At 40.8% G+C, this 24,726-nt stretch carries 19 protein-coding genes; 11 read left to right on the top strand and 8 right to left on the bottom strand.

Going from position 1 to position 24,726, the window contains the following annotated elements:
• Positions 1-6 precede the first annotated feature (6 nt).
• From OCV82_RS05140 to bglX, 3 genes are read left to right on the top strand one after another with little or no spacing between them, the layout of a single operon-like run.
• On the top strand, positions 7-1,479 hold the full coding sequence (locus OCV82_RS05140; RefSeq protein ID WP_154043454.1) for a RagB/SusD family nutrient uptake outer membrane protein: 1,473 nt from the start codon (positions 7-9) through the stop codon (positions 1,477-1,479).
• 21 nt (positions 1,480-1,500) lie between these two features.
• A complete protein-coding gene (locus OCV82_RS05135; RefSeq protein WP_154043453.1) occupies positions 1,501-2,877 on the top strand; it encodes a glucoamylase family protein in 1,377 nt (458 codons plus the stop codon).
• An 8-nt stretch (positions 2,878-2,885) separates the two neighbouring features.
• Complete coding sequence (gene bglX, locus OCV82_RS05130; protein ID WP_154043452.1) at positions 2,886-5,180, top strand: beta-glucosidase BglX; 2,295 nt, start codon at positions 2,886-2,888, stop codon at positions 5,178-5,180.
• An 84-nt stretch (positions 5,181-5,264) separates the two neighbouring features.
• Here the strand turns inward: bglX and OCV82_RS05125 are convergent, their stop codons facing one another.
• Both OCV82_RS05125 and OCV82_RS05120 read right to left on the bottom strand, forming a co-directional pair.
• Entirely contained in the window at positions 5,265-5,486 is a 222-nt protein-coding gene (locus OCV82_RS05125; protein ID WP_154043451.1) for a winged helix-turn-helix domain-containing protein, read from the bottom strand.
• A gap of 1 nt (position 5,487) precedes the next feature.
• Positions 5,488-5,715, bottom strand: a complete 228-nt coding sequence (locus tag OCV82_RS05120) for a winged helix-turn-helix domain-containing protein (protein WP_154043450.1) — start codon at positions 5,713-5,715, stop codon at positions 5,488-5,490.
• Between the two features lie 369 nt (positions 5,716-6,084).
• Here OCV82_RS05120 and OCV82_RS05115 point away from each other — a divergent pair, with 369 nt between their 5' ends.
• A complete protein-coding gene (locus OCV82_RS05115; RefSeq protein WP_154043449.1) occupies positions 6,085-7,614 on the top strand; it encodes a Gfo/Idh/MocA family protein in 1,530 nt (509 codons plus the stop codon).
• A 70-nt stretch (positions 7,615-7,684) separates the two neighbouring features.
• Here OCV82_RS05115 and OCV82_RS05110 read toward each other — a convergent pair whose 3' ends face one another.
• Positions 7,685-9,451, bottom strand: a complete 1,767-nt coding sequence (locus OCV82_RS05110) for a gamma-glutamyl-gamma-aminobutyrate hydrolase family protein (protein WP_154043448.1) — start codon at positions 9,449-9,451, stop codon at positions 7,685-7,687.
• 79 nt (positions 9,452-9,530) lie between these two features.
• Between OCV82_RS05110 and OCV82_RS05105 the strand changes: the two genes are divergently transcribed.
• The 5 genes from OCV82_RS05105 (at position 9,531) to OCV82_RS05085 (ending at position 14,835) form a co-directional block, all read left to right on the top strand.
• A complete protein-coding gene (locus OCV82_RS05105; RefSeq protein ID WP_154043447.1) occupies positions 9,531-10,442 on the top strand; it encodes a phosphate acyltransferase in 912 nt (303 codons plus the stop codon).
• A gap of 13 nt (positions 10,443-10,455) precedes the next feature.
• On the top strand, positions 10,456-11,520 hold the full coding sequence (gene buk / locus OCV82_RS05100; RefSeq protein WP_154043446.1) for a butyrate kinase: 1,065 nt from the start codon (positions 10,456-10,458) through the stop codon (positions 11,518-11,520).
• Positions 11,521-11,651: 131 nt separating this feature from the next.
• Positions 11,652-12,074, top strand: coding sequence for a hypothetical protein (locus tag OCV82_RS05095; protein WP_154043445.1), 423 nt, complete (start codon positions 11,652-11,654; stop codon positions 12,072-12,074).
• Between the two features lie 116 nt (positions 12,075-12,190).
• A complete protein-coding gene (locus OCV82_RS05090; RefSeq protein WP_154043444.1) occupies positions 12,191-14,410 on the top strand; it encodes a TonB-dependent receptor plug domain-containing protein in 2,220 nt (739 codons plus the stop codon).
• Between the two features lie 125 nt (positions 14,411-14,535).
• Positions 14,536-14,835, top strand: a complete 300-nt coding sequence (locus OCV82_RS05085) for a heavy-metal-associated domain-containing protein (protein ID WP_154043443.1) — start codon at positions 14,536-14,538, stop codon at positions 14,833-14,835.
• 166 nt (positions 14,836-15,001) lie between these two features.
• On the opposite strand, the gene carB is transcribed toward OCV82_RS05085, so the two are convergent.
• The 4 genes from carB to OCV82_RS05065 all read right to left on the bottom strand — a co-directional run bounded on the left by carB (position 15,002) and on the right by OCV82_RS05065 (position 21,205).
• On the bottom strand, positions 15,002-18,226 hold the full coding sequence (carB, locus tag OCV82_RS05080) for a carbamoyl-phosphate synthase (glutamine-hydrolyzing) large subunit (RefSeq protein WP_154043442.1): 3,225 nt from the start codon (positions 18,224-18,226) through the stop codon (positions 15,002-15,004).
• A gap of 257 nt (positions 18,227-18,483) precedes the next feature.
• Positions 18,484-19,098, bottom strand: coding sequence for a LutC/YkgG family protein (locus OCV82_RS05075; protein WP_154043441.1), 615 nt, complete (start codon positions 19,096-19,098; stop codon positions 18,484-18,486).
• 2 nt (positions 19,099-19,100) lie between these two features.
• Positions 19,101-20,468: a lactate utilization protein B gene (locus OCV82_RS05070; protein ID WP_154043440.1), complete on the bottom strand. Its 1,368-nt coding sequence runs from the start codon at positions 20,466-20,468 to the stop codon at positions 19,101-19,103.
• Positions 20,465-21,205, bottom strand: a complete 741-nt coding sequence (locus OCV82_RS05065; protein ID WP_154043439.1) for a (Fe-S)-binding protein — start codon at positions 21,203-21,205, stop codon at positions 20,465-20,467. The genes OCV82_RS05070 and OCV82_RS05065 overlap by 4 nt, the downstream gene beginning before the upstream one ends.
• 321 nt (positions 21,206-21,526) lie before the next feature.
• Here OCV82_RS05065 and OCV82_RS05060 point away from each other — a divergent pair, with 321 nt between their 5' ends.
• Together OCV82_RS05060 and trpS are read left to right on the top strand one after the other, a co-directional pair.
• Positions 21,527-22,165 (top strand): lipoprotein signal peptidase, encoded by a 639-nt coding sequence (locus OCV82_RS05060; RefSeq protein WP_154043438.1) that lies wholly within the window; start codon positions 21,527-21,529, stop codon positions 22,163-22,165.
• A gap of 80 nt (positions 22,166-22,245) precedes the next feature.
• Positions 22,246-23,337, top strand: coding sequence for a tryptophan--tRNA ligase (gene trpS, locus OCV82_RS05055; protein WP_154043437.1), 1,092 nt, complete (start codon positions 22,246-22,248; stop codon positions 23,335-23,337).
• 86 nt (positions 23,338-23,423) lie between these two features.
• Here the strand turns inward: trpS and OCV82_RS05050 are convergent, their stop codons facing one another.
• Complete coding sequence (locus OCV82_RS05050; RefSeq protein WP_262542981.1) at positions 23,424-24,392, bottom strand: calcium/sodium antiporter; 969 nt, start codon at positions 24,390-24,392, stop codon at positions 23,424-23,426.
• Positions 24,393-24,726 lie beyond the last annotated feature (334 nt).

Here is a 24,726-nt window from a genome sequence, read left to right as displayed (position 1 = left end):
CATAATATGAAGAATTATAAAAATATATTATTGTGTGCATGTAGCGCATTGATAATGTTCTCTTCTTGCTCTGATTTTCTGGATAAACTTCCGGAAAATAAAGTAAATGAAGAGAATGTGGATTATACAAACTTGTCTAATATGTACCAGCCGGTATCTGGAGTGTATGCAAAATTACGTTCTAGAGGATCACACTGGATTGTATGGGGGGCAACTATAGTACGTGATGATGATGTATCAACTGGACGAATTGACGACCAGGCTGATTTGGTAGCAATTGACAAGAATTATACATATAATGCCGGATTCTGGGGGTGTAATGAGGCATGGATGGTTTATTATGATATTATTAAAGTTGCAAATGCTGCTTTGGAATCACTTGATATGTTTAAGGAAAATATCACAAAAGACAGTGATATGAAACTTTATAACGAATATACAGGTGAAGTAAAGTTCATAAGAGCATATTGTTATTATAGACTGACTCAATTGTTTGGACCTGTCACAATTTTACGCGATAATAAGCAAGTTGATATGACACGTTCTACGATTGCGGCTGTATATAGATATATGTTGGAAGATCTTGATTTTGCTATCAATAATTTGCAGAGAATACGCCCTAATGAATATACAGACCGTATAGGTGCTGCTTCTGCGTTTACTGCAGAAATGCTTGCTGCTAAAGTGTATATGGAATTAGGACAATATGATAAAGTAGAATCGCTAACTGATGATATAATTGGTAGTGGCAAGTTTGAGCTTAATCCAGATTATAGAGCTTTATTCCAAATTCCTGGAAAATTATGTGATGAATCATTGTTTGAGTTACAGTTTACAGATTTTGGAAATGGCTCTGGTGAAGTAGTGACTTCTGATAGCTGGTTTACATTCCAAGGCCCAATTAATGATGGAATTATTTCAGGCTGGGGATTTATTAGCCCGACAAAAGAATTTAGAAAGTGGGCTAAAGAACGTGGCGAAACTGTTCGTGCTGAACTTACTTTCCTTATGGCTGGTGAAACAACACCAGAAGGTGATTTTATAAAGGAACCCGCAAGCGAAGTCGCTCCTGATTGTTTTAATGGTAAGGCATATACACCTTCAAGCCAGATAACTCCGGGACGTACTGAATATGGAACAAATAATAACATCCGTGTATTCAGATATGCAGATGTATTACTTATGAATGCGGAGGCAAAAGTTCGTCTAAACAAGAGTGGAGATAATTCATTCAATGAAGTAAGAAAACGTGCAAAGATGTCTGAAATAACAGGTGTAACATTGGATCAGATTTTGGACGAAAGACGTATGGAGTTAGCACTGGAATGGGGAGAACGTTATAATGACTTGAGACGTAATGGTAAATTACAGGAGGTGCTCGGTCCATTAGGCTGGAAACAAGGTCAGGAGTATTATCCTGTTCCAACTGCTCAAATTGATATATCTCCAGCATTGGAAAATGAACCAAAAGATAATTAATGAAATAAATATATAATTTGAATGATACGAAAAAACAGACTTATATATTTCTTCCTTACGATGTTGCTTATATCTTGTAATACAGGAAATAAAAAGACATCAGAAAAGGTTGAGAGTATTACCGAACAGACTGCTTCACGTCCGGATTCTTTTGAGAATGATAGTGTAATGTTGGATTACATCCAGAAAGTGCATTTTAACTACATGTGGGATGGAGCCGAGAAAACTTCAGGTCTGGCTTTGGAAAGAATACACCTTGACAATAATTACCCTCAGAATGATGAGGGTACCGTAACGATTGGAGGAAGCGGTTTTGGTATAGCAGGTATTTTAACTGCTATACACCGCCAATTCATAACTCGTGAGGAAGGTGTGGAACGACTTACAAAGATTGTTGATTATCTGGCTAAGGCCGATCGTTTTCATGGCGTATGGCCTCATTGGTTGGAAGGCTCTACAGGTAAAGTGTTACCTTTCAGCAAGAAAGATGACGGCGGTGACCTGGTGGAAAGCTGTTTCGTGATACAGAGTTTATTGTGTGTACGTCAGTATTTCCAGAACGGAAATGAAAAGGAAAAACAGCTTTGTGAGAAAATAAACAAGATATGGCATGAGGTAGAATTTGACTGGTACCAGAACGGTAAAGATGTGATTTATTGGCATTGGTCGCCTAACTATGGTTGGGAGATGAATTTCCCTCTCGAAGGATATAATGAGGCTCTTATAGTTTATGTACTTGCTGCTTCATCGCCTACACATCCGGTTTCAGCTACTGCCTATCATAACGGATGGGCAAGAGGCGGAAATATCAAATCCGACTCAAAACCGTACGGTTATCCGCTGGAGGTTAAACACAATGGAGCAGAAAAACTGGGAGGACCTCTTTTCTGGGCGCATTATTCTTACATCGGACTGAATCCGAAAGGACTGTCTGACCAATATGCTGATTACTGGAATGTGGTTAAGAACCATGCTCTATCAAATTACAACTATTGTGTGGATAATCCTAAAAACTATACAGGGTATAGTGAGAACTGTTGGGGACTGACTGCCAGCTACTCAGTGAAAGGTTATGCGGCACATTGTCCTGGAGATAATGACCTGGGTGTAATAACTCCTACAGCTGCATTGTCAAGCTTCCCATATACACCGGTTGAGTCAATGAGGGCATTGAGGTATTTTTATTCGAAAGGTGATTGGATTTGGGGTAAATACGGATTTTATGATGCTTTTTCTGAGACAGATAACTGGACAGTTCCTCACTACCTTGCAATAGATCAATGTACAATTGCTCCTATGATAGAGAATTATCGCTCAGGACTTTTGTGGAATCTGTTTATGAGTTGTCCTGAAATACAGGATGGATTAAAGAAATTGGGATTTGAAATAAATAAATAATCATCAAAATGAAAAAGACAGCATTTATATTATTGGCGTCACTGTTTGTTTCTTCAACAGTGATTGCAGGAAATAAGAAAAGTATGTTGCCTAAAGATGAGGGTAATATGGATAAGTTCGTAACAGAACTTATGAGTAAGATGACTCTTCAGGAAAAATTAGGTCAGCTTAACCTGCCTGTAACAGGAAATATTACTACAGGTCAGGCTAAGAGTAGTGATGTGGCAGGTAAGATAAGCCGTGGAGAAGTCGGAGGCTTGTTCAATCTGAAAGGTGTTAAGGCTATTCGTGAAATGCAGGAACTTGCAGTAGAGAAAAGCCGCCTTGGTATTCCATTGCTTTTCGGAATGGATGTTATTCATGGTTATGAAACCGTATTCCCTATTCCTTTGGCATTGTCGTGTACATGGGATATGGAAGCAGTGGAAAAATCAGCACGTATAGCAGCGATTGAATCAAGTGCCGACGGAATATGCTGGACTTTCAGTCCGATGGTAGATATCTGTAGAGATGCAAGATGGGGACGTGTATCAGAAGGTAACGGTGAAGATCCATATCTGGGTTCTGAAATAGCCAAGGCTATGGTAAGAGGTTATCAGGGTAAGGATATGAGCAGTAATACTGAAATAATGTCTTGTGTAAAACACTTTGCATTGTATGGAGCTATTGAAGCGGGAAGGGATTATAATACGGTTGACATGAGCCGTAACCGTATGTATAATGAGTTTTTCCCTCCTTACAAAGCTGCAGCAGAAGAGGGGGCCGGTAGTTTCATGTCTTCATTCAATGAAGTTGACGGTGTTCCTGCAACTGCTAACCGCTGGTTGATGACTGATGTGTTGAGAAATCAGTGGGGATTCGACGGTTTCGTGGTTACTGACTATACTGCAATATACGAGATGACAGATCATGGTATTGGTGATTTGCAGGAAGTATCTGCAAGAGCATTGAAAGCCGGAACAGATATGGATATGGTGTCAGACGGTTTTATAGGAACTTTGGAAAAATCGTTGAAGGAAGGCAAGGTTACAATGGAAGATATAGACCGTGCTTGCCGCAGAATGTTGGAAGCTAAATATAAACTTGGTTTGTTTAAAGATCCTTATAAATATTGCGATTTGAAACGTCCTGCAAAAGACATCTTTAATAAGGAACATCGTAAAGTAGCACGTGAGATTGCAACCAAGTCGTTCGTACTTTTGAAGAACGAAAACAATATGCTTCCTTTGAAAAAGAAAGGAAATATAGCTTTGATAGGCCCTCTTGCAAATACTCGTACAAATATGCCTGGTACATGGAGTGTTGCTGCTACTCCTGACAGATACAGTACACTGTTGGAAGGACTGAAGAATGCGGTAGAAGGAAAAGCTAATGTATTGTATGCTCAAGGTAGTAATCTGATGTACGATGCGGAATATCAGACTCGTGCAACAATGTTTGGCCGTGAAATCCCAAGAAAGGATGACAAGGAGTTGTTGCAGGAAGCCATTGAAGTGGCAAAGAAGTCTGATGTCATTGTTGCTGCTTTAGGAGAGTCTTCAGAAATGAGTGGTGAGTCTAGTAGTCGTTCTGAACTGAGAATGCCGGATGCACAGCATGATTTGTTGAAAGCATTGTTGGCTACAGGCAAGCCTGTAATCTTGTTGCATTTCTCAGGACGTCCGACTGTTATGACATGGGAAAACGAAAATGTTCCTGCTATCCTTAATGTGTGGTTTGGAGGTAGTGAATCAGCTGATGCTATTTGTGATGTTTTGTTTGGTGATGTTGTGCCTAGCGGTAAACTGACAACTACATTCCCTCAGAACGAAGGTCAGTTACCTTTGTATTACAATCATAAGAATACAGGTCGTCCATTGGCAGAAGGAAGATGGTTCGAAAAGTTCAGAAGCAACTATATTGATGTTTCCAACGATCCGTTATATCCTTTCGGATATGGTTTGAGCTATACAACATTCAGCTATTCTGACATGAAGCTGAGCAACAGCAAGATGGATGCAAATGGTAATATCACTGCTTCTATCGTAGTAAAGAATACAGGAAACTACGATGCTGACGAGGTTGTACAGCTGTATATCAGAGACGTTGTAGGAAGTATAACACGTCCTGTAAAAGAACTGAAAGGTTTCAAGAGAATTCATCTTAAGAAGGGAGAAAGTCAGGTTGTTGAGTTTACAATAACTCCTGAAATGCTCAAATTCTATGATTATGATTTGAATTACGTTTGTGAACCTGGAGATTTTGATGTAATGATTGGTCCTAACAGTAAGGATGTTACAAAGCTTGGTTTTACTTTAATGTGATAAAACCGAGTATATAAAACAAAAAACACACGTGCTGCAAATATGCGGTGCGTGTGTTTTTTTGTTTCTTTATTATAGATAGTTTTACAGATACAGGTCAATTGACAGGTACATGTATTCTTTATCCTGATCTTTACTTCGTTCAAAGAATATCTTGTTTTCCCTTGCCAGCCATCCTATTGCAAGATTCAAATCTCTGTCAGAAAGTCCGGAAGCAGCTTTCAGGCTCTCATACTCCCATCTTTCGCCGTTGTTGAGGAGACGCCAGATAACTCCTGCGTTTTCTCCTATAATGTGTTTATCCATATTAACCAATAAAAAAGTTCAGTTCAATGTATAGAATATTTCTTTTTCCTTGTTGAGTCTCCTCTATATTGAGTTTGCCTTCTCTAGCCAGCCATCCTATGGCAGCATTTATTTCTCTGTCAGACAATCCGGTTGACTTCTTGATCTCGTTGTAAGACCATTTGCGGTGTTCGCCATTCAGTAATTTCCAAATTACTCCTGCGCAATTTCCTATACTTTGTACATCCATATATTTAAATATTTATTAATAAAACAGGTTATTTCCTCATAAACTAAGTCGTTTTTAAATATTGACTTTTCACAAATATACTGTTTTTTTGTATATGTTATAACTTTGAACATTCGTTTTTTTAATATGATGTTATTAAATATACCAGTTTTGGTGATAATATTACTAATGTGTTAATTATTAGGATAGTCTGTTTATCCGTTTTTTTTTAATTCGCTCCAGTATTTTGTGATTATAATGTTTCCTAATAATTGGAGGTTATTGTATAAAATCTTCATATCTTTACGCCTGAAAAAAGAACTGTCTTATCATGGTAAAACTCCACTACATATAGGATGGTAGTTTATAAATGTGGAGGTTATAAGTGTTATGAGGAGAATTTTATATTTAATTGTGTGTATTGCCTTATGTGCGTGTACTGCGACCAACACGGATAAGGTAAATGTCAATGAGCATGGAACCGAGTGGAAGTGGGATGGCGGTACTATCGTCGTAAACACTCCAGAACGCGAGGCCGGACAAAAGAGTGTATTGGGACTTACAGCTCCTAAAATGGAAGTAGTCAGAGTAGGCTTTGTAGGGCTTGGAATGCGTGGACCTGGAGCCGTGGAACGTTTCACTCACATTCCGGGTACACATATTGTAGCTTTATGTGATCATGAGGCTTCGCGTGCTGAGGCTTGTCAGGAGTATTTGAAGAATGCTTCTTTGCCAAAGGCTGAGATATATTCAGGTGAAAAAGGATATGAGGAACTGTGTAAAAGAGAGGATATTGATCTGGTTTATATAGCAACAGACTGGCTGCATCATTTCCCTGTAGCAAAATGTGCCCTTGAAAATGGCAAGCATGTGGCTATAGAAGTTCCTTCTGCAATGAATTTAAATGAATGTTGGACATTGGTAAACTTGAGTGAGAAATATCAGAAGCACTGTATGATTCTTGAGAACTGCTGTTATGACTGGTTCGAGATGAATACCCTTAATATGGCACAGCAGGGAGTATTCGGTGAAGTGATACGTGCTCAGGGTGCCTATATCCACGATTTAAGTCCATTCTGGAAACATTACTGGAAGAATGGTGAATCAGACAAGTTGGGATGGCGTCTGGATTATAATATGCGTCATCGTGGTGATGTGTATGCCACTCATGGTTTAGGCCCTGTAGCTCAGGCTCTTGATATTCATCGTGGCGACAGAATGAAGACTTTGGTGGCAATGGATACCAAATCTGTGAATGGAAAAGCATGGGTTGAAGCATCTGCAGATTCAGTATGCGAGAATTTCAGAAACGGTGATCATACTACAACTTTGATACGTACAGAAAATGGAAAGGTTATCGAAATACAGCATAACGTAATGACTCCGCAACCATACAACAGACTTTATCAACTTACAGGAACAAAAGGTTTTGCAAACAAATATCCTATTGAGGGATATGCTGTAGGAGGTGATCAGCTTGAGGCTTCAGGCGTAAAGCCGGAAGTTGACAATTTGAATGCACACAGCTTCCTTCCTGAAAAGGAAATGAATGCACTGGTAGAGAAATACAGACATCCTATATTGAAGAAATACGGTGATATGGCCAAGGAAGTTGGCGGACACGGTGGTATGGACTTCATTATGGACTCACGTCTGGTTTATTGCCTACAGAACGGTTTGCCATTGGATATGGATGTTTATGACCTGGCTGAATGGTGCTGCCTTGCCGAACTTGGTGAATTGTCTATGGATAATAACTGTGCTCCTGTAGAATTCCCTGACTTCACCCGTGGTGACTGGAACAAGGTGAAAGGATACAGACATGCCTTTGCTTCAACTGAAGATGAGGCTGAAGCAGCCAAGAAAGCTGAGGCTTATACACAGAAACTAAAACTTCAGGGTGCTGAGGATTGGAAATAAATCAGAGTATATGATATTTTTAAAGCCTTTTGAAAACTCTTTGCAAACAGTTTTCAAAAGGCTTTAAATTTTATAGTGAAGAGTGTTTTTGAACTTCTTCCATTACTCGCAGGAAGTTGCCTCCCCATATTCGTCTGATATCATCCTCGCTATATCTTTCTTTCATGAGACGACGGGTGAAGTTTATAAGTTCCGATGAGTCGTTGCATCCTATTATTCCGCCGTCGCCATCGAAGTCTGTTCCTATTCCCACATGTTCCACACCTGCAAGATTTACTATGTGGTTCAGATGTTCTATCGCATCAAGGATATTTGCTTCACGGTCTGAGCGGAGGAAACCGCTGTAAAGACAAACCTGTATCACTCCTCCTTTACGGGTAATGGCTTTTATCTGGTCATCTGTAAGGTTTCGCAGATGATCGCATAAAGAACGGCATGAGGAGTGTGAACATACTACAGGCATCTGGCTTATCTCCAGTGTTTCGTAGAAACTTCTTTCTCCACTGTGCGACAGGTCTATCATCATACCCGTGCGGTTCATCTCACGTATGACAACTTCACCGAACTGACTTACACCAAGATTTTCGTCATTATATCTTGCCGAACCGCAGATGTCGTTGTTACCGTTGTGACACAATGTCATATATACCACACCTCTTTTTCTGAAACGTTCCACATTGGTGATGTCTTTACCAATGGCATATCCGTTTTCAATACCTAACATTATAGCTTTTTTCCCTTCCGTTTTAAGACGGTAAAGATCCGAAGGTGCGTATGCGATATCAACAGCAGTACAGTTTTCGGCTATCATCTTTTCCATTTCATTAAGCAGTCTGTCTGCCTTTGCTGTGGCAGCAAGCAGTGCTTCGTCTGTACGTTCTTTCTGCGGAATATATGCAACCATTATTGTGGCATCCTGTCTTCCTTCTGTCATTTTATGAAGATCGACTTTTATCTTGCTGTCTCTTGTTGCGAAGTTTATTCCCTGTCCGAAAAACATGGGAGTGTCACAATGGGTATCTAGTGTCAGGATCCTCTGATGAAGCCTTTTTGCTTCTTTGAATGATGATGATTCTTTTATCAGCCATTCGAATATAGGCATCATGCTTCTATCCCCGTTAAGGATAAAACATTCGGGATGCCATTGGACTCCGAGCATCGATTTGTATTCAGTGCTTTCCACTGCTTCTATTATACCGTCGTTTGAACGTGCACATACTCTGAATCCTGGAGCCGGCTCCTTGACTGCCTGGTGGTGGAACGAATTTACTGGCAATATTGTATTACCCATTATTTCGGCAAGCAGGCTGTCTTTATCTATATTTACCGTGTGTGATGCATATGATCTGTCAAGATCCTGACTGTGTTTAATCAGTTTGCCTTCAGCTTGTGAGTAGATGTCCTGATATAAAGTACCTCCCAATGCGGCAGTCATTATCTGGATGCCTCTGCAAATGCCGAGAATCGGAATCTGTCTGTCGGCAGCCATTCTCACTATCATCAGTTCCTGACGGTCGCGGTAAGGATTTATATTATGGAGTTCCCTTACAGGGTCTTCTCCCAGAAATAACGGATTGATATCTGCGCCTCCGCTGAGAAGTATTCCGTCTAATGAATCAAGCAGATTTGGCAGGATGGTCAGGTCATCAGAAGGAGGAATAACCAGGGGAACTCCTCCGGCTTCATATATCGATTTGAAATATCCCGGAAACAGTGATACGTTTCCATCGCTTATATTGGCGGTAATGCCAATTATCGGACATCTTTTGTCGGATGGCAATTTGCTATGCAAATAGTCATAATCAGCCTGTATATCGAATGTATTATACGTTTTCATACGTTAATCTTTATTATAACTCTGACAAATATACGGAAAAATCGGATTTATTTCGGATATTTGTTTAAAATAACACACTATGGAACCTGTAAGAACTCTTTCCCAAATGGTAAGCAGGCTGCGTTTAAGCAATAAGCGACGCAGGGTTGCCGTTGTTTGTCCTAATGATCCGCACACCGAATATGTTATAATAAGAAGTCTGAGAGAAGAAATTGCCGAATATCTTTTGGTGACTGATGTTGATCACGTTGACATTTCAAATAGTCTTTATGCCGCATCTCCTGATTTTGTTCGTGTCTATACTGCTCCCACTCCGGATGATGCAGCAGCTTTGGCTGTGGAGCTGGTCCGTTCCGGTGAGGCTGATGTGCTTATGAAGGGATTGATAAATACAGACAATCTTCTGAGAGCAGTTCTGCATAAAGAGAGAGGATTACTTCCTCCAGGTGGAATTCTTAGTCATGTGGCAGTGGCACAGATTCCGCTTTATCATAAATTATTGTTCTTTTCGGATGCAGCCGTAATTCCCAAACCTACATTAGACCAGTTCAGAGCTATGATAATGAACGATATCAGGATATGCAACAGGCTTGGTATGGAAGAACCACGTGTGGCTTTGATACATTGTTCGGAAAAGGTAAATGCCAAATTTCCCCATACCATTTGTTATACCGAACTGAAGAAAGAAGCCTCTGAAGGCAAGATGGGTAAGGTTTATATTGACGGTCCGATGGATGCGAAAACTGCTTGTGACGCTCATAGTGGAGAGATAAAAGGAATGTCGTCGCCTGTTATCGGCAATGCTGATATTATGATATTCCCTAACATCGAATCTGGAAATACCTTTTATAAAACACTTTCCCTGTTTGGAGATGCCAACATGGCAGGAATGCTTACCGGTACTATAGCTCCGGTAGTTGTTCCTTCGCGAAGCGATTCCGGTAATTCTAAATACTACAGTCTTGTGCTGGCATGCCTTGCAGGAAAATAAATCTTATGTTTTTATGAGAATACTTGTAATAAACCCCGGATCAACCTCAACCAAGGTTGCCGTTTATGATAATGAGAAACAACTGTGGAGTGAAAATGTATATCATCCGGCTGAGGAACTTTCGCGTTTTTCGCATGTCAACGAACAGCACGATTTCAGAAAGGAGCTTATTATAAAGTCTTTGGAAGAGGCAGGTTTCAATGTGGAATTCGATGCGGTGATAGGACGCGGAGGTTTGCTTAAACCTACACAAGGTGGTGTTTATCTGGTAGATGAAAAGATTAAATACGATTTGATAAATGCCAAGATGGAGCATGCGTCCAATCTGGCAGGATTGATTGCCGATGAGATTGCCAAAGGATGTAATTGTCCTGCATATATTGCTGATCCGGTGGTAACGGATGAAATGAGCGACCTGGCACGTGTAACCGGAATGCCTGAAATATCCCGTATATCGGTTTTTCATGCGTTGAACAGTCGCGCCGTATCACGAAGATATGCTGCAAGTGTTGGACGCAGGTATGAAGACCTTAATCTTATAGTTGCCCATTTGGGTGGCGGAATCTCTATCAGTGCACACTCAAAAGGCAGGGTTATAGATGTGAATAACGCACTTGACGGTGACGGCCCTTTCAGTCCCGAAAGAGCCGGTTCGATACCTACGAGGCAACTCGTGGATTTATGTTTCAGCGGAAAATATTCGTATGACGAGATACGTAAGATGATAAACGGACATGGAGGATTGTTTGCTCACTTGGGAACTACAGATGTAAGAAGTATCGTTGCAGAAATAAAGGCCGGAAACAAGCATGCATATAATGTCTTGCATGCCATGGCATATAATATCGCAAAAACTATAGGCAGTATGCATATTGTTTTGAGGCAAAAGACAGATGCGATAATACTTACAGGTGGAATGGCTCACGGTGATTATGTCATATCTGAAATATCATCATGGATAGACGGACTTGCTCCGATAGAAGTAATTCCGGGTGAAGACGAGATGGGTGCTTTGGCTATGAATGCACTTGGGGCATTACGTGGCGAATTGCCTTTGCAGGTTTACAATCCGGAATAGTTTGTCACGAAATTGTCATATTTTGATAGTTTTTCGCATCTTTATATAAGATAGCCTGCACCTCGGAACTAAAAGTCGAAAACTTTGTTTTCACTTTGTACTTCACTCAGTTTGTATTATCTTTGCAGCCGATGAAGAACTTGTGCAACATATTGGTATTTATACTTGCTTTCACCGTATTTAACCTGGGAGCAGGTGCAGGAATGGTACATATCTGTTCGGCTTATTGCAAGACACAGACATGTTCTTCTATTTTGCATAAGCATACTGATATGTCAGGATGTTGTCATCATTCAAATGAAGACACTTCGTGTACATCTGTTTCTGAGGAATGTTCTTGTATCAATGTTCATTATAACATAGATTTCTTTAAGGTGTCGCAGGATGATGATATGGTGTCGTTTGTTCCGATGCCATTTGATTTGCCTGAACATGTATCTTATATAATACCTCCGGTTTCTTCCGGACTTTTATTCTCACAGGCTCCTAATGCTCCTCCGGTATATAACAGTGGACGGACATTATTGGCTTTTCATTCAGTATTGATTATTTAGTTTTACACATTTTGCTTTTGTTATGCTTGATGTGCTGCCTCTTCTTTGCAATCGTGTTGCATTGAGGAATAGCTACATTTGCACCGTGAAAATGTGTTTAACTAAATATTTTTTTAATGAAATACTTGATTATTTTATTGTCTTTGACCGCTTTGCCTATGATGGCGGCAAATACTCTTACGGGTACAGTTAAAGATAGCAACAGCGAACCTATACCCGGAGCAAACCTTGTATGGCTCAATTCTTCGCGTGGAGCCAGTACTGATATGAATGGTGAGTTTACTCTTGAACGTCCGGCTAATGCTGACAAGCTTATTGTGAGCTTTATCGGTTATAACACAGATACCATAAGCATTGCATCTTATCAGGAATATATTGATATAGTATTGAACGAAGGTGTACAGCTGGCTGAAGTAAACGTGACCGGAAGAAAAATGGGTTTCCAGAAACTGCGTAGCAGCGTGACAAACGCGGAACTTATTAATTCGGATGAGTTGTGCCGTGCCGCATGCTGTAACCTTGGAGAAAGCTTTGTCACTAACCCTTCTGTTGATGTGAATTATTCTGATGCGGCAACAGGTGCAAAACAGATAAAACTTCTTGGACTGTCAGGTACATATGTGCAGATGCTTACTGAAAATATTCCTAACTTCAGAGGTGCTTCTGCGCCTTACGGACTGGGATATGTTCCGGGACCGTGGATGAGCAGTATCCAGGTGAGCAAAGGTACATCTTCTGTAAAGAACGGTTACGAGGCCCTTACAGGTCAGATTAATATCGAGTTCAAAAAACCTCAGGCTGCCGAGGCAGACTGGTTCTCTGCAAATCTGTTTGCAAGTACTACAAATCGTTATGAGGCAAATGCTGATGCTTCAGTTAAACTGTCGGACAAGTGGAGTACAATGCTTTTTGCTCATTATGAGAATGAGACAAAGGCGCATGACAGCGATGGTGACGGATTTGCCGATATCCCACAGGTGGAACAGTACAATCTTTTCAACAGATGGGCTTATATGGGCGAACATTATGTGTTCCAGGCAGGTATCAAATTTATAAATGAAGAACGTGCCAGCGGACAGGTATCTCATGGCGGACATACATATGCCGATCCATATCGTATAGACATGAATACAGACAGATATGAGGCTTTTATTAAACAGGCTTATATCTTCAATAAGGAACATAACACAAATATCGCGCTTATCACTTCCGGTACCATTCATAATATGGATGCTGTGTATGGACGTAAACTCTATAACGTAGATCAGCAGAATGCATACGCATCACTTTTGTTCGAGACAGAATTTACTTCCCAGCATTCTTTGTCAACTGGTCTTAGCTTGAACTATGACCGTTATGATCAGGAATACCGTCTTGTGAATGATGTAAATCTAGGTCTGACTCCGGAACTTGATAAAGAAACTGTAAGCGGTGTCTATGCACAATATACATATATGCCAAGTGATAAACTGACTGTTATGGCCGGTCTTAGAGGTGATTACAGCAGTTTGTACGGATTCTTTGTTACTCCGCGTGCAAATGTACGCTACGCTCCTAATGAATATATCAATTTCCGTGCTTCTGCAGGAAAGGGGTATCGCACAAACCATATATTGGCAGAAAACTGTTATATGCTTGCCAGCAGCAGAAAAGTAGTTATTGCTGACGATTTGGATCAGGAGCAGGCATGGAACTATGGTTTGAGTATAGCGTCGTATATTCCTTTGTTCGGTAAGACACTTAATCTGAATGCAGAATATTACTATACGGATTTCCAGAATCAGCTGGTAGTGGATATGGAATCAGATGCTCATACAATAGCTTTTACCAATCTTGACGGACGTTCATATTCACAGGTATTCCAGATTGAGGCTACATATCCGTTCTTCGAAGGATTTAACCTTACTGCGGCATGGCGTATGACAGATGTCAAGCAGGATATAAACGGAAAACTTTACGAAAAAGCACTTACCGGAAAGTATAAAGGTCTCTTGACTGCATCTTACAAGACTCCTCTTGGAAAATGGCAGTTTGACGGAACGTTACAGTTGAACGGTGGTGGACGTATGCCGACACCGGAAACTCTTGCCGACGGTACATTATCATGGAATGAAAGATACAAAGGTTTCGAACAGTTGAGCTTCCAGGTTACACGTTTCTTCAGAAACTGGTCTGTATATATAGGTGGCGAGAACCTTACAAACTTCAAGCAGAAGAATGCCATTATCGGTGCAGATGATCCTTGGGGCGACAACTTTGATGCTTCAATGATATGGGGACCTATGCACGGAGCAAAGGGATATATAGGAGTGAGATATAATTTACCAAGAAACTAACGACGAATTAATAATTAATAATTAAGAGTTAATAATTAGTTTAACGCCATTATTAATTTTTAATTGTTAATTACTAAATTGAATAAGGTTTTTAATTATTAATTTTTAATTCTTAATTGATTAACATGAAACGAGTATTATTGTTTACATTCATGGCTGCTTTCATGTGTGCAGCTCAGGTATCTGCTAAAGAACTTCGTAAGATTGTATTCAAGGTTGACCAGATGGAATGCGTTAACTGTGAAAACAAAGTGAAGAAGAATATACCTTTCGAGAAAGGTGTAAAGAAGATGGAAACAGATCTTAAGACACGTACAGTTACTATTACTTACGATTCAGATAAAACAAATATACAGAAACTGAAAGACGGCTTTGCAAAATTCAAATATGAGGCTAAGGTCATCAGCGATGTTGAAGTAAAGTAAAATAGAATTTTACATATTGAAAAGAGTAGGGTACAAGTTATATTGTGCTCTACTTTTTTGTTTATATACTGTTAAAAAACACGATTTTGCATATCTCATTTAACAAATAAATCCCGAACACCAGTTCGGTATCCGGGATTTAAATTATTGATTTAGAAAATCTTCATTATACATATTCCTGCCAGCTCTTTATCTGGATGTCTTTTTCATCCATAGAGCAGAATGCTTCGATAAATGCCTTTGCAAGACGTGCATTTGTGATAAGAGGAATGTTATGGTCTATAGCGCCACGACGGATACGGTAACCGTTTGTAAGCTCGCGTTTTGTGTGGTTCTTAGGTATATTCACAATCAGGTCGAACTTATGCTCGGCTATCATCTTTATCACATTGTTCTCTGCATCAGGACGTTCATCCGGCCAGAATACAGGAGTTGTTGGGATACCATGTGAGTTGAGGAATGCAGCTGTACCTGCTGTAGCATACAGACTGTAACCTTTCTTGCTTAGAGCATGGCTGGCATCAAGCAAGTCAACCTTGGATTTGGTAGCTCCTGAAGAAACGAGGATACCTTTCTTAGGTACCTTATATCCTGTAGCTATCATTGCATTCAGCAATGCTTCGTTGAAATCATCTCCAAGACATCCTACTTCACCTGTTGACGACATGTCAACACCCAATACAGGGTCGGCATTCTGCAGACGTGCGAATGAGAACTGAGATGCCTTGACACCGATACGGTCAATATCGAACGCAGATTTGTCAGGCTGTGTATAAGGAGCATCCAGCATGATGCGTGTAGCTGTTTCGATTAAGTTTCTCTTCAGAACTTTTGATACGAATGGGAAACTTCTTGAAGCACGAAGGTTACATTCGATAACCTTAACCTCATTTTTGCGTGCAAGGAACTGGATATTGAAAGGACCTGATATGTTAAGTTCTTTAGCGATGCGGCGGCTGATTTTCTTTATCAGACGTGCTGTAGAGAAATAAATCTGTTGTGCAGGGAATACCAATGTAGCGTCACCAGAGTGTACGCCTGCATATTCCACATGTTCTGAAATGGCATATTCCACAACTTCACCGTTTTGTGCTACTGCGTCGAACTCTATTTCCTTGGTTTCCTGCATGAACTGAGATACTACTACAGGATATTCCTTAGATACCTCACTTGCCATCTGCAGGAATCGTGTCAGTTCTTCTTCATCGTAGCATACGTTCATGGCTGCACCACTCAATACATATGAAGGACGTACAAGAACAGGATAGCCTACCTTCTGTACGAATGCTTTTACATCGTCCAGGCTTGTAAGTTCCTGCCATGCCGGCTGGTCGATACCAAGCTGGTCGAGCATTGCAGAGAATTTGTTTCTGTTTTCTGCACGGTCGATAGATACTGGTGATGTTCCGAGGATAGGCACTGACTGACGGTAAAGCTTCATTGCCAGGTTATTAGGAATCTGTCCACCCACTGAAACGATAACTCCGCGAGGCTGTTCAAGGTCGATTACGTCGAGAACACGTTCAAATGAAAGCTCGTCGAAGTACAGACGGTCGCACATGTCATAGTCTGTAGATACTGTTTCAGGGTTGTAGTTAATCATGATAGACTTGTAGCCTAATTTACGTGCTGTCTGGATAGCATTTACAGAACACCAGTCAAACTCTACAGAAGAACCGATTCTGTATGCACCCGAACCGAGAACCACTACTGATTTTTCGTTCTTGTAATAGTTTACGTCGTAACCTTCCACAGCATATGTCATATACAGATAGTTCGTCAGTTCAGGATGTTCTGAAGCTACTGTATTGATACGTTTAACAGCCGGAAGGATACCAAGTTTCTTACGGTATTCGCGTACAGCCAGATTTTCTTTTTCCATATTTCCGCTTGTAGGTTTAAGAACGAAGCGTGCTATCTGGAAGTCTGAGAAACCAAGAACCTTAGCCTGGCGCAATACGTCGGCAGGAACTTCTTCCAATGAGTTATATGTCTGGAGTTTGGCCTTGTAGTCAACAATATTTTTCAGTTTGCCGATAAACCAAGGATCTATCTTAGTAAGGTCGAATATACGCTCTATGCTGTAGCCTTCTTCCAAAGCCTGTGCAATGGCGAAGATACGCAAGTCTGTCGGGTTGGCAAGTTCGTCATCAAGATTTTCGAACTTGGTATGGTCATTACCTACGAAACCGTGCATACCCTGACCAATCATACGGAGACCTTTCTGGATGATTTCCTCGAAAGTACGACCTATAGACATAATTTCACCTACCGACTTCATGCTTGAACCGATACGTCTTGAAACGCCTGCAAACTTAGTCAAGTCCCAGCGAGGTATCTTGCAGATAAGATAGTCAAGTTCAGGAGCCTTGTAAGCAGAGTTTGGAGTACCCATTTCTCCAATTTCGTCGAGTGTATATCCCAAACCGATCTTGGCTGCTACGAAAGCAAGAGGATAACCTGTAGCTTTTGAAGCCAGAGCAGAAGAACGGCTCAGACGTGCATTAACCTCGATTACACGATAGTCGTTTGTCTCGGCATTGAAAGCGTACTGGATATTACATTCACCAACGATACCAAGGTGACGGATACATTTCTTTGATAAATCCTGAAGCAATGTAACCTGTTCTTCAGTAAGTGAACAAGTAGGAGCAACAACGATTGACTCACCGGTATGGATACCCAGAGGGTCGAAATTCTCCATGCTGGCAACAGTGAAGCAGTGGTCGTTTGCATCGCGGATAACCTCAAATTCAATTTCTTTCCATCCTTTCAAAGATTCTTCTACCAAAATCTGAGGAGAGAATGTGAATGCGCTTTCTGCCAGTTCGATGAATTTTTCTTCGTTAGGGCATATACCGCTACCCAAACCTCCAAGTGCGTATGCCGAACGGATCATTACCGGATAACCTATTCTGCGTGCAGCTTCCAGAGCATCTTTCATGTTTTCCACTGCCTGGCTTACAGGGGTTTTCATTTTGATTTCATCCAGTTTCTTCACGAACAAGTCACGGTCCTCAGTGTACATGATAGCCTCTACAGATGTTCCTAAGACACTTACTCCATATTCCTTGAGAATACCTTTCTGATAAAGTTCAGTACCGCAGTTAAGTGCTGTCTGACCACCGAAAGCAAGAAGAATACCATCCGGTCTTTCTTTCTTGATGATTTCTGTAACGAAGTATGTATTAACAGGCAAGAAATATACTCTGTCGGCTATACCTTCGGATGTCTGGATTGTAGCGATGTTTGGGTTGATAAGAACAGACTTGATTCCTTCCTCGCGCAGGGCTTTGAGGGCTTGTGAACCTGAATAGTCAAACTCACCAGCCTGACCTATTTTCAGTGCTCCTGAACCAAGGACAAGTACTTTTTTAAATTTCTGTTTCATAAGATGTTGTTTTTATTTAAGGTTGTTTATGTTTTTCAATTCAGTGTGTTTTACAATATATGCAAAGAAAACAATTATTTCGAAGAAAACAAAGTATTTGTCAGCCTTTAAACAATTCATCCATCAGTTGGATGAACAATATTTCGCTGAAATTGGATTTTAAAGGTTTGACTGGCTAATATATGTGCCGGACATACCAATAAAAAAAGCTTGCTCTATGTGTAAGGGCAAGCTTTTATTCAGGTTTTAAAGAATTTTCAAATCAGAATTACCGTAACGCTGCGGGCTCCGTGTGCTCCCATAACAAGCGCTTGTTCGATATCAGCTGTTTTTGAAGGCCCTGAGATAAATACGCCATAGCCATATTCGCCTGTATCGATTTGCTTATAAGCCTCGTGCATGTTATTTACCAGATTGTTCCTGTCGAGTATAATTACAAGCGCTTCGGATATAAAATATACGGCACGTTGTTCCACATCTTGTGTCAACCATACAGCTCCATTCTCACAGACTCCTATATGTCCTTCTACAATTGCCACATCAGTACCATCCAGGTCTCCCGGTTTCTCTACATCGTCCGGATGAAAAGTGCTGCAAGTAATAGGCTGTATTGTATTTCCTGTCTTTATTTCCTTTATTGTTGAAGCAATGCGTTTGGCTTCAGGATATGCAGCCTTTATCACGTCATTGACATTTTCCTTGTCTTTCAGTATTACAGCCTGTCCGCCTACCTGTTTTAGAATCTCACAAAACTTTGAAAGTTTATCTTCGTACGTAAGAGCCTCATGCTCCAAACCGGATAAGTCTGGCTTTTCATAACGCACTCTGGTATTGCGGCGTATGCTTTGCAATATGTCTTCTCTGCTACTCATACTTATTTCACTTTATTCTTTTTCCACATTTCGTTGAAACTCTCTTTGGCAAATTCTGGTATTTCACGTTCTTTACCCCAATCATTCAAGTCGTTGTATATCATACCTCGAGGCAATGAGTTTACAATCGGAGCATTTTTTAAAGCGAAATTGAATAATGCGGGACGCGACATAAGGAATTTCATACCACCTGACATCAGTTTCTTGGAAGAGCTGGCTACCCCTAGTGTATGTAGTTGCTGTCTCCAGTGATAAATCTGATCTGCCAGATCTACCTTTGCAGGACACACGTTCTGACATGAATAGCACAAAGAACATGCCGATACGTTATCATAGTAATGAAGAGGTGCTTTCAGCATACCCAGATTGATACCTATAGGACCGGGGATAAAGTAAGTGTATGAGTAACCTCCCGAACGGCGATATACAGGACATGTATTCATACATGCTCCACAGCGAAGACAGTTCAATGTTTTGACATGTTCCTGATCGGCCAAAATACGGCTTCGGCCATTATCTACAATGATGATATGCAACTCTCCTCCCTTGCGAGGTTTACGATAATGAGATGTATAGGTTGTGATAGGCTGTCCGGTACCAGAACGGGCAAGCAGACGGGTAAATACTCCCAGTGCATCACGGTCCGGTACAATTTTCTCCATACCGAACGCTGTTATCTGAAGTTTGGGCTGCGATGTTCCCATATCGGCATTACCTTCGTTTGTACAAACGACGCATTCTCCTGTTGAAGCAACGGCAAAATTAGCCCCTGTCATAGCTGCTTCGGCTTCGATAAACTTACGGCGCAGGTTCTTACGTGCAGCATGGGTAAGATAAGTCTGATCATTATTGCCGGGTTCTGTTCCCATCTCACGGACGAACAACTCTCCGATTTCTTCTTTCTTAACATGGATAGCAGGAAGTACGATATGACTCGGACGTTTATGCATCAGCTGGAGAATACGTTCTCCCAAATCGCTTTCTACGACCTCTATACCTTTATTCTCAAGAAATTCATTCAGTCCACATTCCTCAGCCAGCATTGATTTGCTTTTGATAAAATGCTTCACCTGATGTCCGTTCAATATATTATAGACAATGGAACAGTACTCATCGGCATCTTTTGCCCAATAGACATGAGCTCCGTTGGCTAAGGCATTTTTTTCAAACTCCAACAGCAACTGCTCCAGATGACTGTTGCTGTACATCTTTATAGCGGACGCCATATCACGCAGATGTTCCCATTCAGGAACCTCTTTGCTTACTTTATCACGTTTGGCACGAACCATCCACAATGTTTCATCGTGCCATGCTGCCAGTCCTTTATTCTCCAGAAACTTTCCGGCAGCTTTTGAATGTTTTGTACTCATAATCCTGCAGCTAATACTTGAACAATATGAATGGTCTTTATAGGAAGTTTTTCACGCGAGATAATACCGTTCTGATGCATCAGGCAAGAACCGTCGGCTCCTACGATATATTCTGCTCCCGTAGCCATGTGACGTTTTACTTTGTCACGCCCCATTTGTCCTGATACATCGTGTTCCTCAACGGCAAACATACCGCCAAAGCCACAACACTCGTCGGGACGTTCTGGCTCTACAATTGTGATATCCTTCACCAACGACAGCAAATCGCGCAATTTATTATAATAAGGTATGTTCAATTCGCTTGGAGAAGAAAGTTTCATCAGACGTACTCCATGACAACTGTTCTGAATACTTACTTTATGAGGGAATGAAGCCTGAAGGGAAGACGGTTTCACTACATCGTGAATAAACTCGCAGATATCGTATATCTTGCCTTCGCTGGCACAACGATGTTTTTCTCCTTCCAGCAGATTACCATAATGATCGCGCACAAATACTACACAACTGGCAGAAGGACCGACTATATAATCATAGCTTTCAAATAATCTATCGAATCGCTTGGCTAATTCCTTCGATTCGTTTTCGAACCCTGCATTCGCCATGGGCTGTCCGCAGCAGGTCTGGTCTAACGGATAGTCAACATCTACCCCCAAGCTTTTAAGAAGCTTATATGAAGCAACTCCAACTTCGGGATAAACAGCATTGATATAACAGGGAATAAATAATCCTACTTTCATCTTTTTGTCTATTTTGTTTCTGTATAAACAAAGGTATGTGTTATTATCGAATAAACAAGAAAATAAAAATAAAAAAGTAATAAACCTTTATTGTTTACACGATAGTGACATAACTCTGTTAACAGATTGATGGAATTTCTTTAATGTGGCTAAAATCTTAGTCATCATTATTCAGTAGAAATTTATGAGGTAAATATCGTATCATGAATTATGATAAATATAATAGGTTTCTTCATTCGAATAACTATCTTTGCAAACAGTTACGGGCTTACTGTAATTCACACTTCAATGAAACAGAAATTAAATTAATCAGACATTTATATGAACAATAAATCAAAATCAATATTGGCAATAGCCGTGATACTTGTTACTATAATTCTTGACCAACTCATTAAGATAATAATAAAGACCAATTTCCATTATGGAGAAAGTGTTCGTATAACAGACTGGTTCTATCTTACATTCATCGAAAATAACGGTATGGCATTCGGTATGCAGGTTATGCCTAAGGCTGTTCAGACAATTATGCGACTGATATTTTCAGGGTTTATATTGTGGTATATAATGAAGCTTGTGAAGGCGAAATATAAGAACGGTTATATAACCTGTATCTCACTGATTTTTGCCGGAGCAATAGGAAATGTAATCGACAGTATATTCTACGGAGCTATTTTCAGCGAAAGTACATATTCCAGTGTCGCTACTTTTGTTCCTGCCGGTGAAGGTTATGCGGATTGGCTTTACGGTAGGGTGGTGGATATGTTTTATTTCCCGTTATTCGAATTTGACTGGCCGTCATGGATGCCTGTTGTAGGTGGTAATCACTTTATCTTCTTCTCCCCGGTATTCAATTTGGCTGATGCGGCAATAAGCTGTGGCACTATAGCCTTGTTGATTTTCTATTCAAAAACTTTCGGTGAGAGTTTTTCGTTATTCGGTAAGAATAATACATCCAAGTAATTAAAGTTTAAATGTTTAGTGCAAAATACTTCTTTATTTTGTATTTTTGCGGCAAATCGAGATTATTAATAAATTAATATATGGCAAAAGAAAAAATTATACTGACCGGCGACCGCCCAACCGGTAAGCTTCATATAGGTCATTATGTGGGTTCTTTGCGTCGTCGTGTAGAACTCCAGAACTCCGGAAAATTTGATAAGATATTCGTTTTCGAAGCTGATGGACAGGCTTTGACAGACAATATTGATAACCCTGAAAAGGTTCGTCAGAATGTTATTGAAGTGGCTCTTGACTATCTTGCGGTAGGTCTTGACCCGAACAAATCTACTATTTTTATTCAGTCGCAGATTCCGGAACTTTGCGAGTTGAGTTTCTATTTCATGGACCTTGTTACTGTGTCACGCCTTCAGCGTAACCCTACAGTGAAGACTGAAATCCAAATGCGTAACTTCGAAACTAGTATCCCTGTAGGTTTCTTTACATACCCTATCAGCCAGGCTGCCGATATCGCTGCATTCAAGGCTACTACAGTGCCCGTGGGTGAAGACCAGGAACCTATGATAGAACAGACACGTGAAATTGTCCGCCGTTTCAACCATATTTACGGTGAAACACTGGTAGAACCTGAAATCCTGCTTCCAGACAATGCCGCATGTCTTCGTCTTCCGGGAACAGACGGAAAGGCTAAGATGAGTAAGTCGCTTGGAAACTGTATCTATCTGTCTGACTCTGCTGATGAAGTGGAAAAGAAGGTAAAGAGCATGTACACCGATCCTACACACATCAAGGTTAGCGACCCTGGAAAATTGGAAGGCAACTGTGTGTTTACATATCTTGATGCATTCTGCCGTCCTGAACACTTCGGACGTTACTTGCCTGATTATCCGAACCTTGACGAATTGAAAGCTCACTACACACGTGGCGGTCTTGGTGACATGAAGGTTAAGAAGTTCCTTGCTGCCATCATGCAGGAAGAACTTAGTCCTATTCGTGAACGCCGCAGCGAGTTTGAAAAAGATATCCCTGCTGTTTACGAAATGTTGAAGAAAGGTTGCGAAGTGGCTCGCGAAACAGCTGCACAGACCATGGATGAGGTTCGCAAGGCAATGAAAATCAATTATTTTGATGATGTAGAACTCATAGCTGAACAGGCAAAGCGTTTTGCTGAATAATTTTTGAACTAGTATATAACAGTAAAACGTCCGGATGATAAAGTGTTTTTATCGCTCCGGACGTTTTTCTTTATATATATGTCTGTTTATGCCTGTTGCTGCATGATAAGATATGTTGTGTAAGCTATATAGCAAACCACAAGCAAGGCACCCTCGATTCTTGTAACAGTACGTTTCTTGAAGAACCAGCCAACCAGCCAGAACAGTACAGATGACAGTACAAGTACCAGAATGTCAATGTTGTTGATATTTCCCATAGGCAGTGGCGATACCGAAGCACTGCATCCAAGTACGAAGAACAGATTGAACAGGTTGCTTCCTATTACGTTTCCTATGGCTATTCCAGGATTTTTCTTCAGAGCGGCTGTCACCGAAGTGGCAAGCTCAGGCAGTGATGTACCTCCGGCTACGAGTGTCAGACCTATAATTGAGTCGCTTACTCCAAGTGATGAGGCTATACCGCTGGCGCCTTCTACAAACCATTGTCCTCCGAAAATAAGTCCTGCCAATCCGCCAAGGATATAGACCGAAGAACGCCATACCGGCATTTCCACTATCTTCTGTTCCTCAGATTCTCCATCCTGATTGCGGGCTATGGAGAAAGTGTAGCGCATGAATATAAGGAAGAAAGCCAACAGTACAAGTCCGTCGGCACGGCCTATCACATTGCTGCTTCCACCGTCTAGCCAGATATCATTAGCCATAAAGGCAAGTACGAACGAAGAAAGAATAACCAGAGGTATCTCCTTGCTCATTGTTCCTTGTCCCACCTGTATAGGTAGTACCATAGCCGTACAGCCTATAATCATAAGTATGTTGAAGATATTGCTACCCACCACATTACCTATCGCCATTTCCGCGCTACCCTGTATTGAAGACAGGAGGCTTATTACCAGCTCAGGTGCTGATGTACCGAATGCCACGATAGTAAGACCGATTACGAGGTCGGATATTTTAAACCGTTTAGCCACCGATGCGGCTCCGTCTGTCAGTGCGTTGGCTCCTGCCAATATCAGTGCCAGACCTGCAACCAATATAAAGATATTCCAAATCATAACTTTTAGTTTATTGTTTTTTACGGTTGCAAAGATATAGTTTAATATTATATTTCCTCTGCCAACCACATTTTTATTGCAGGAACTTTCTCGCGGCTTATCTGTATTGAGCCTTCAAACTCTGGTGATGCGCTGACTGTATGATAAGATTTTAACTTTCTGAAATGTCTTTTTGAGTTACTGAAATGAATGAGGTGTTTCAGTTTTCAGAAATACAAAACTGGTCTGTCTCCACACGCTCGTGTCAAGATCTCCACACGCTCGTGCGGAGTTCTCCTCACGTTCGTGTCGAGTACTCCACACGGCCGTGTGGAGATAAACATGTAAGGCCTTT

It is taken from the genome of Bacteroides cellulolyticus, from assembly GCF_025567135.1.
Lineage (GTDB): Bacteria > Bacteroidota > Bacteroidia > Bacteroidales > Bacteroidaceae > Phocaeicola > Phocaeicola cellulolyticus.
Note: the sequence above shows the minus strand (reverse complement) of the source record. Positions and strands in the feature narration are given on the sequence as shown.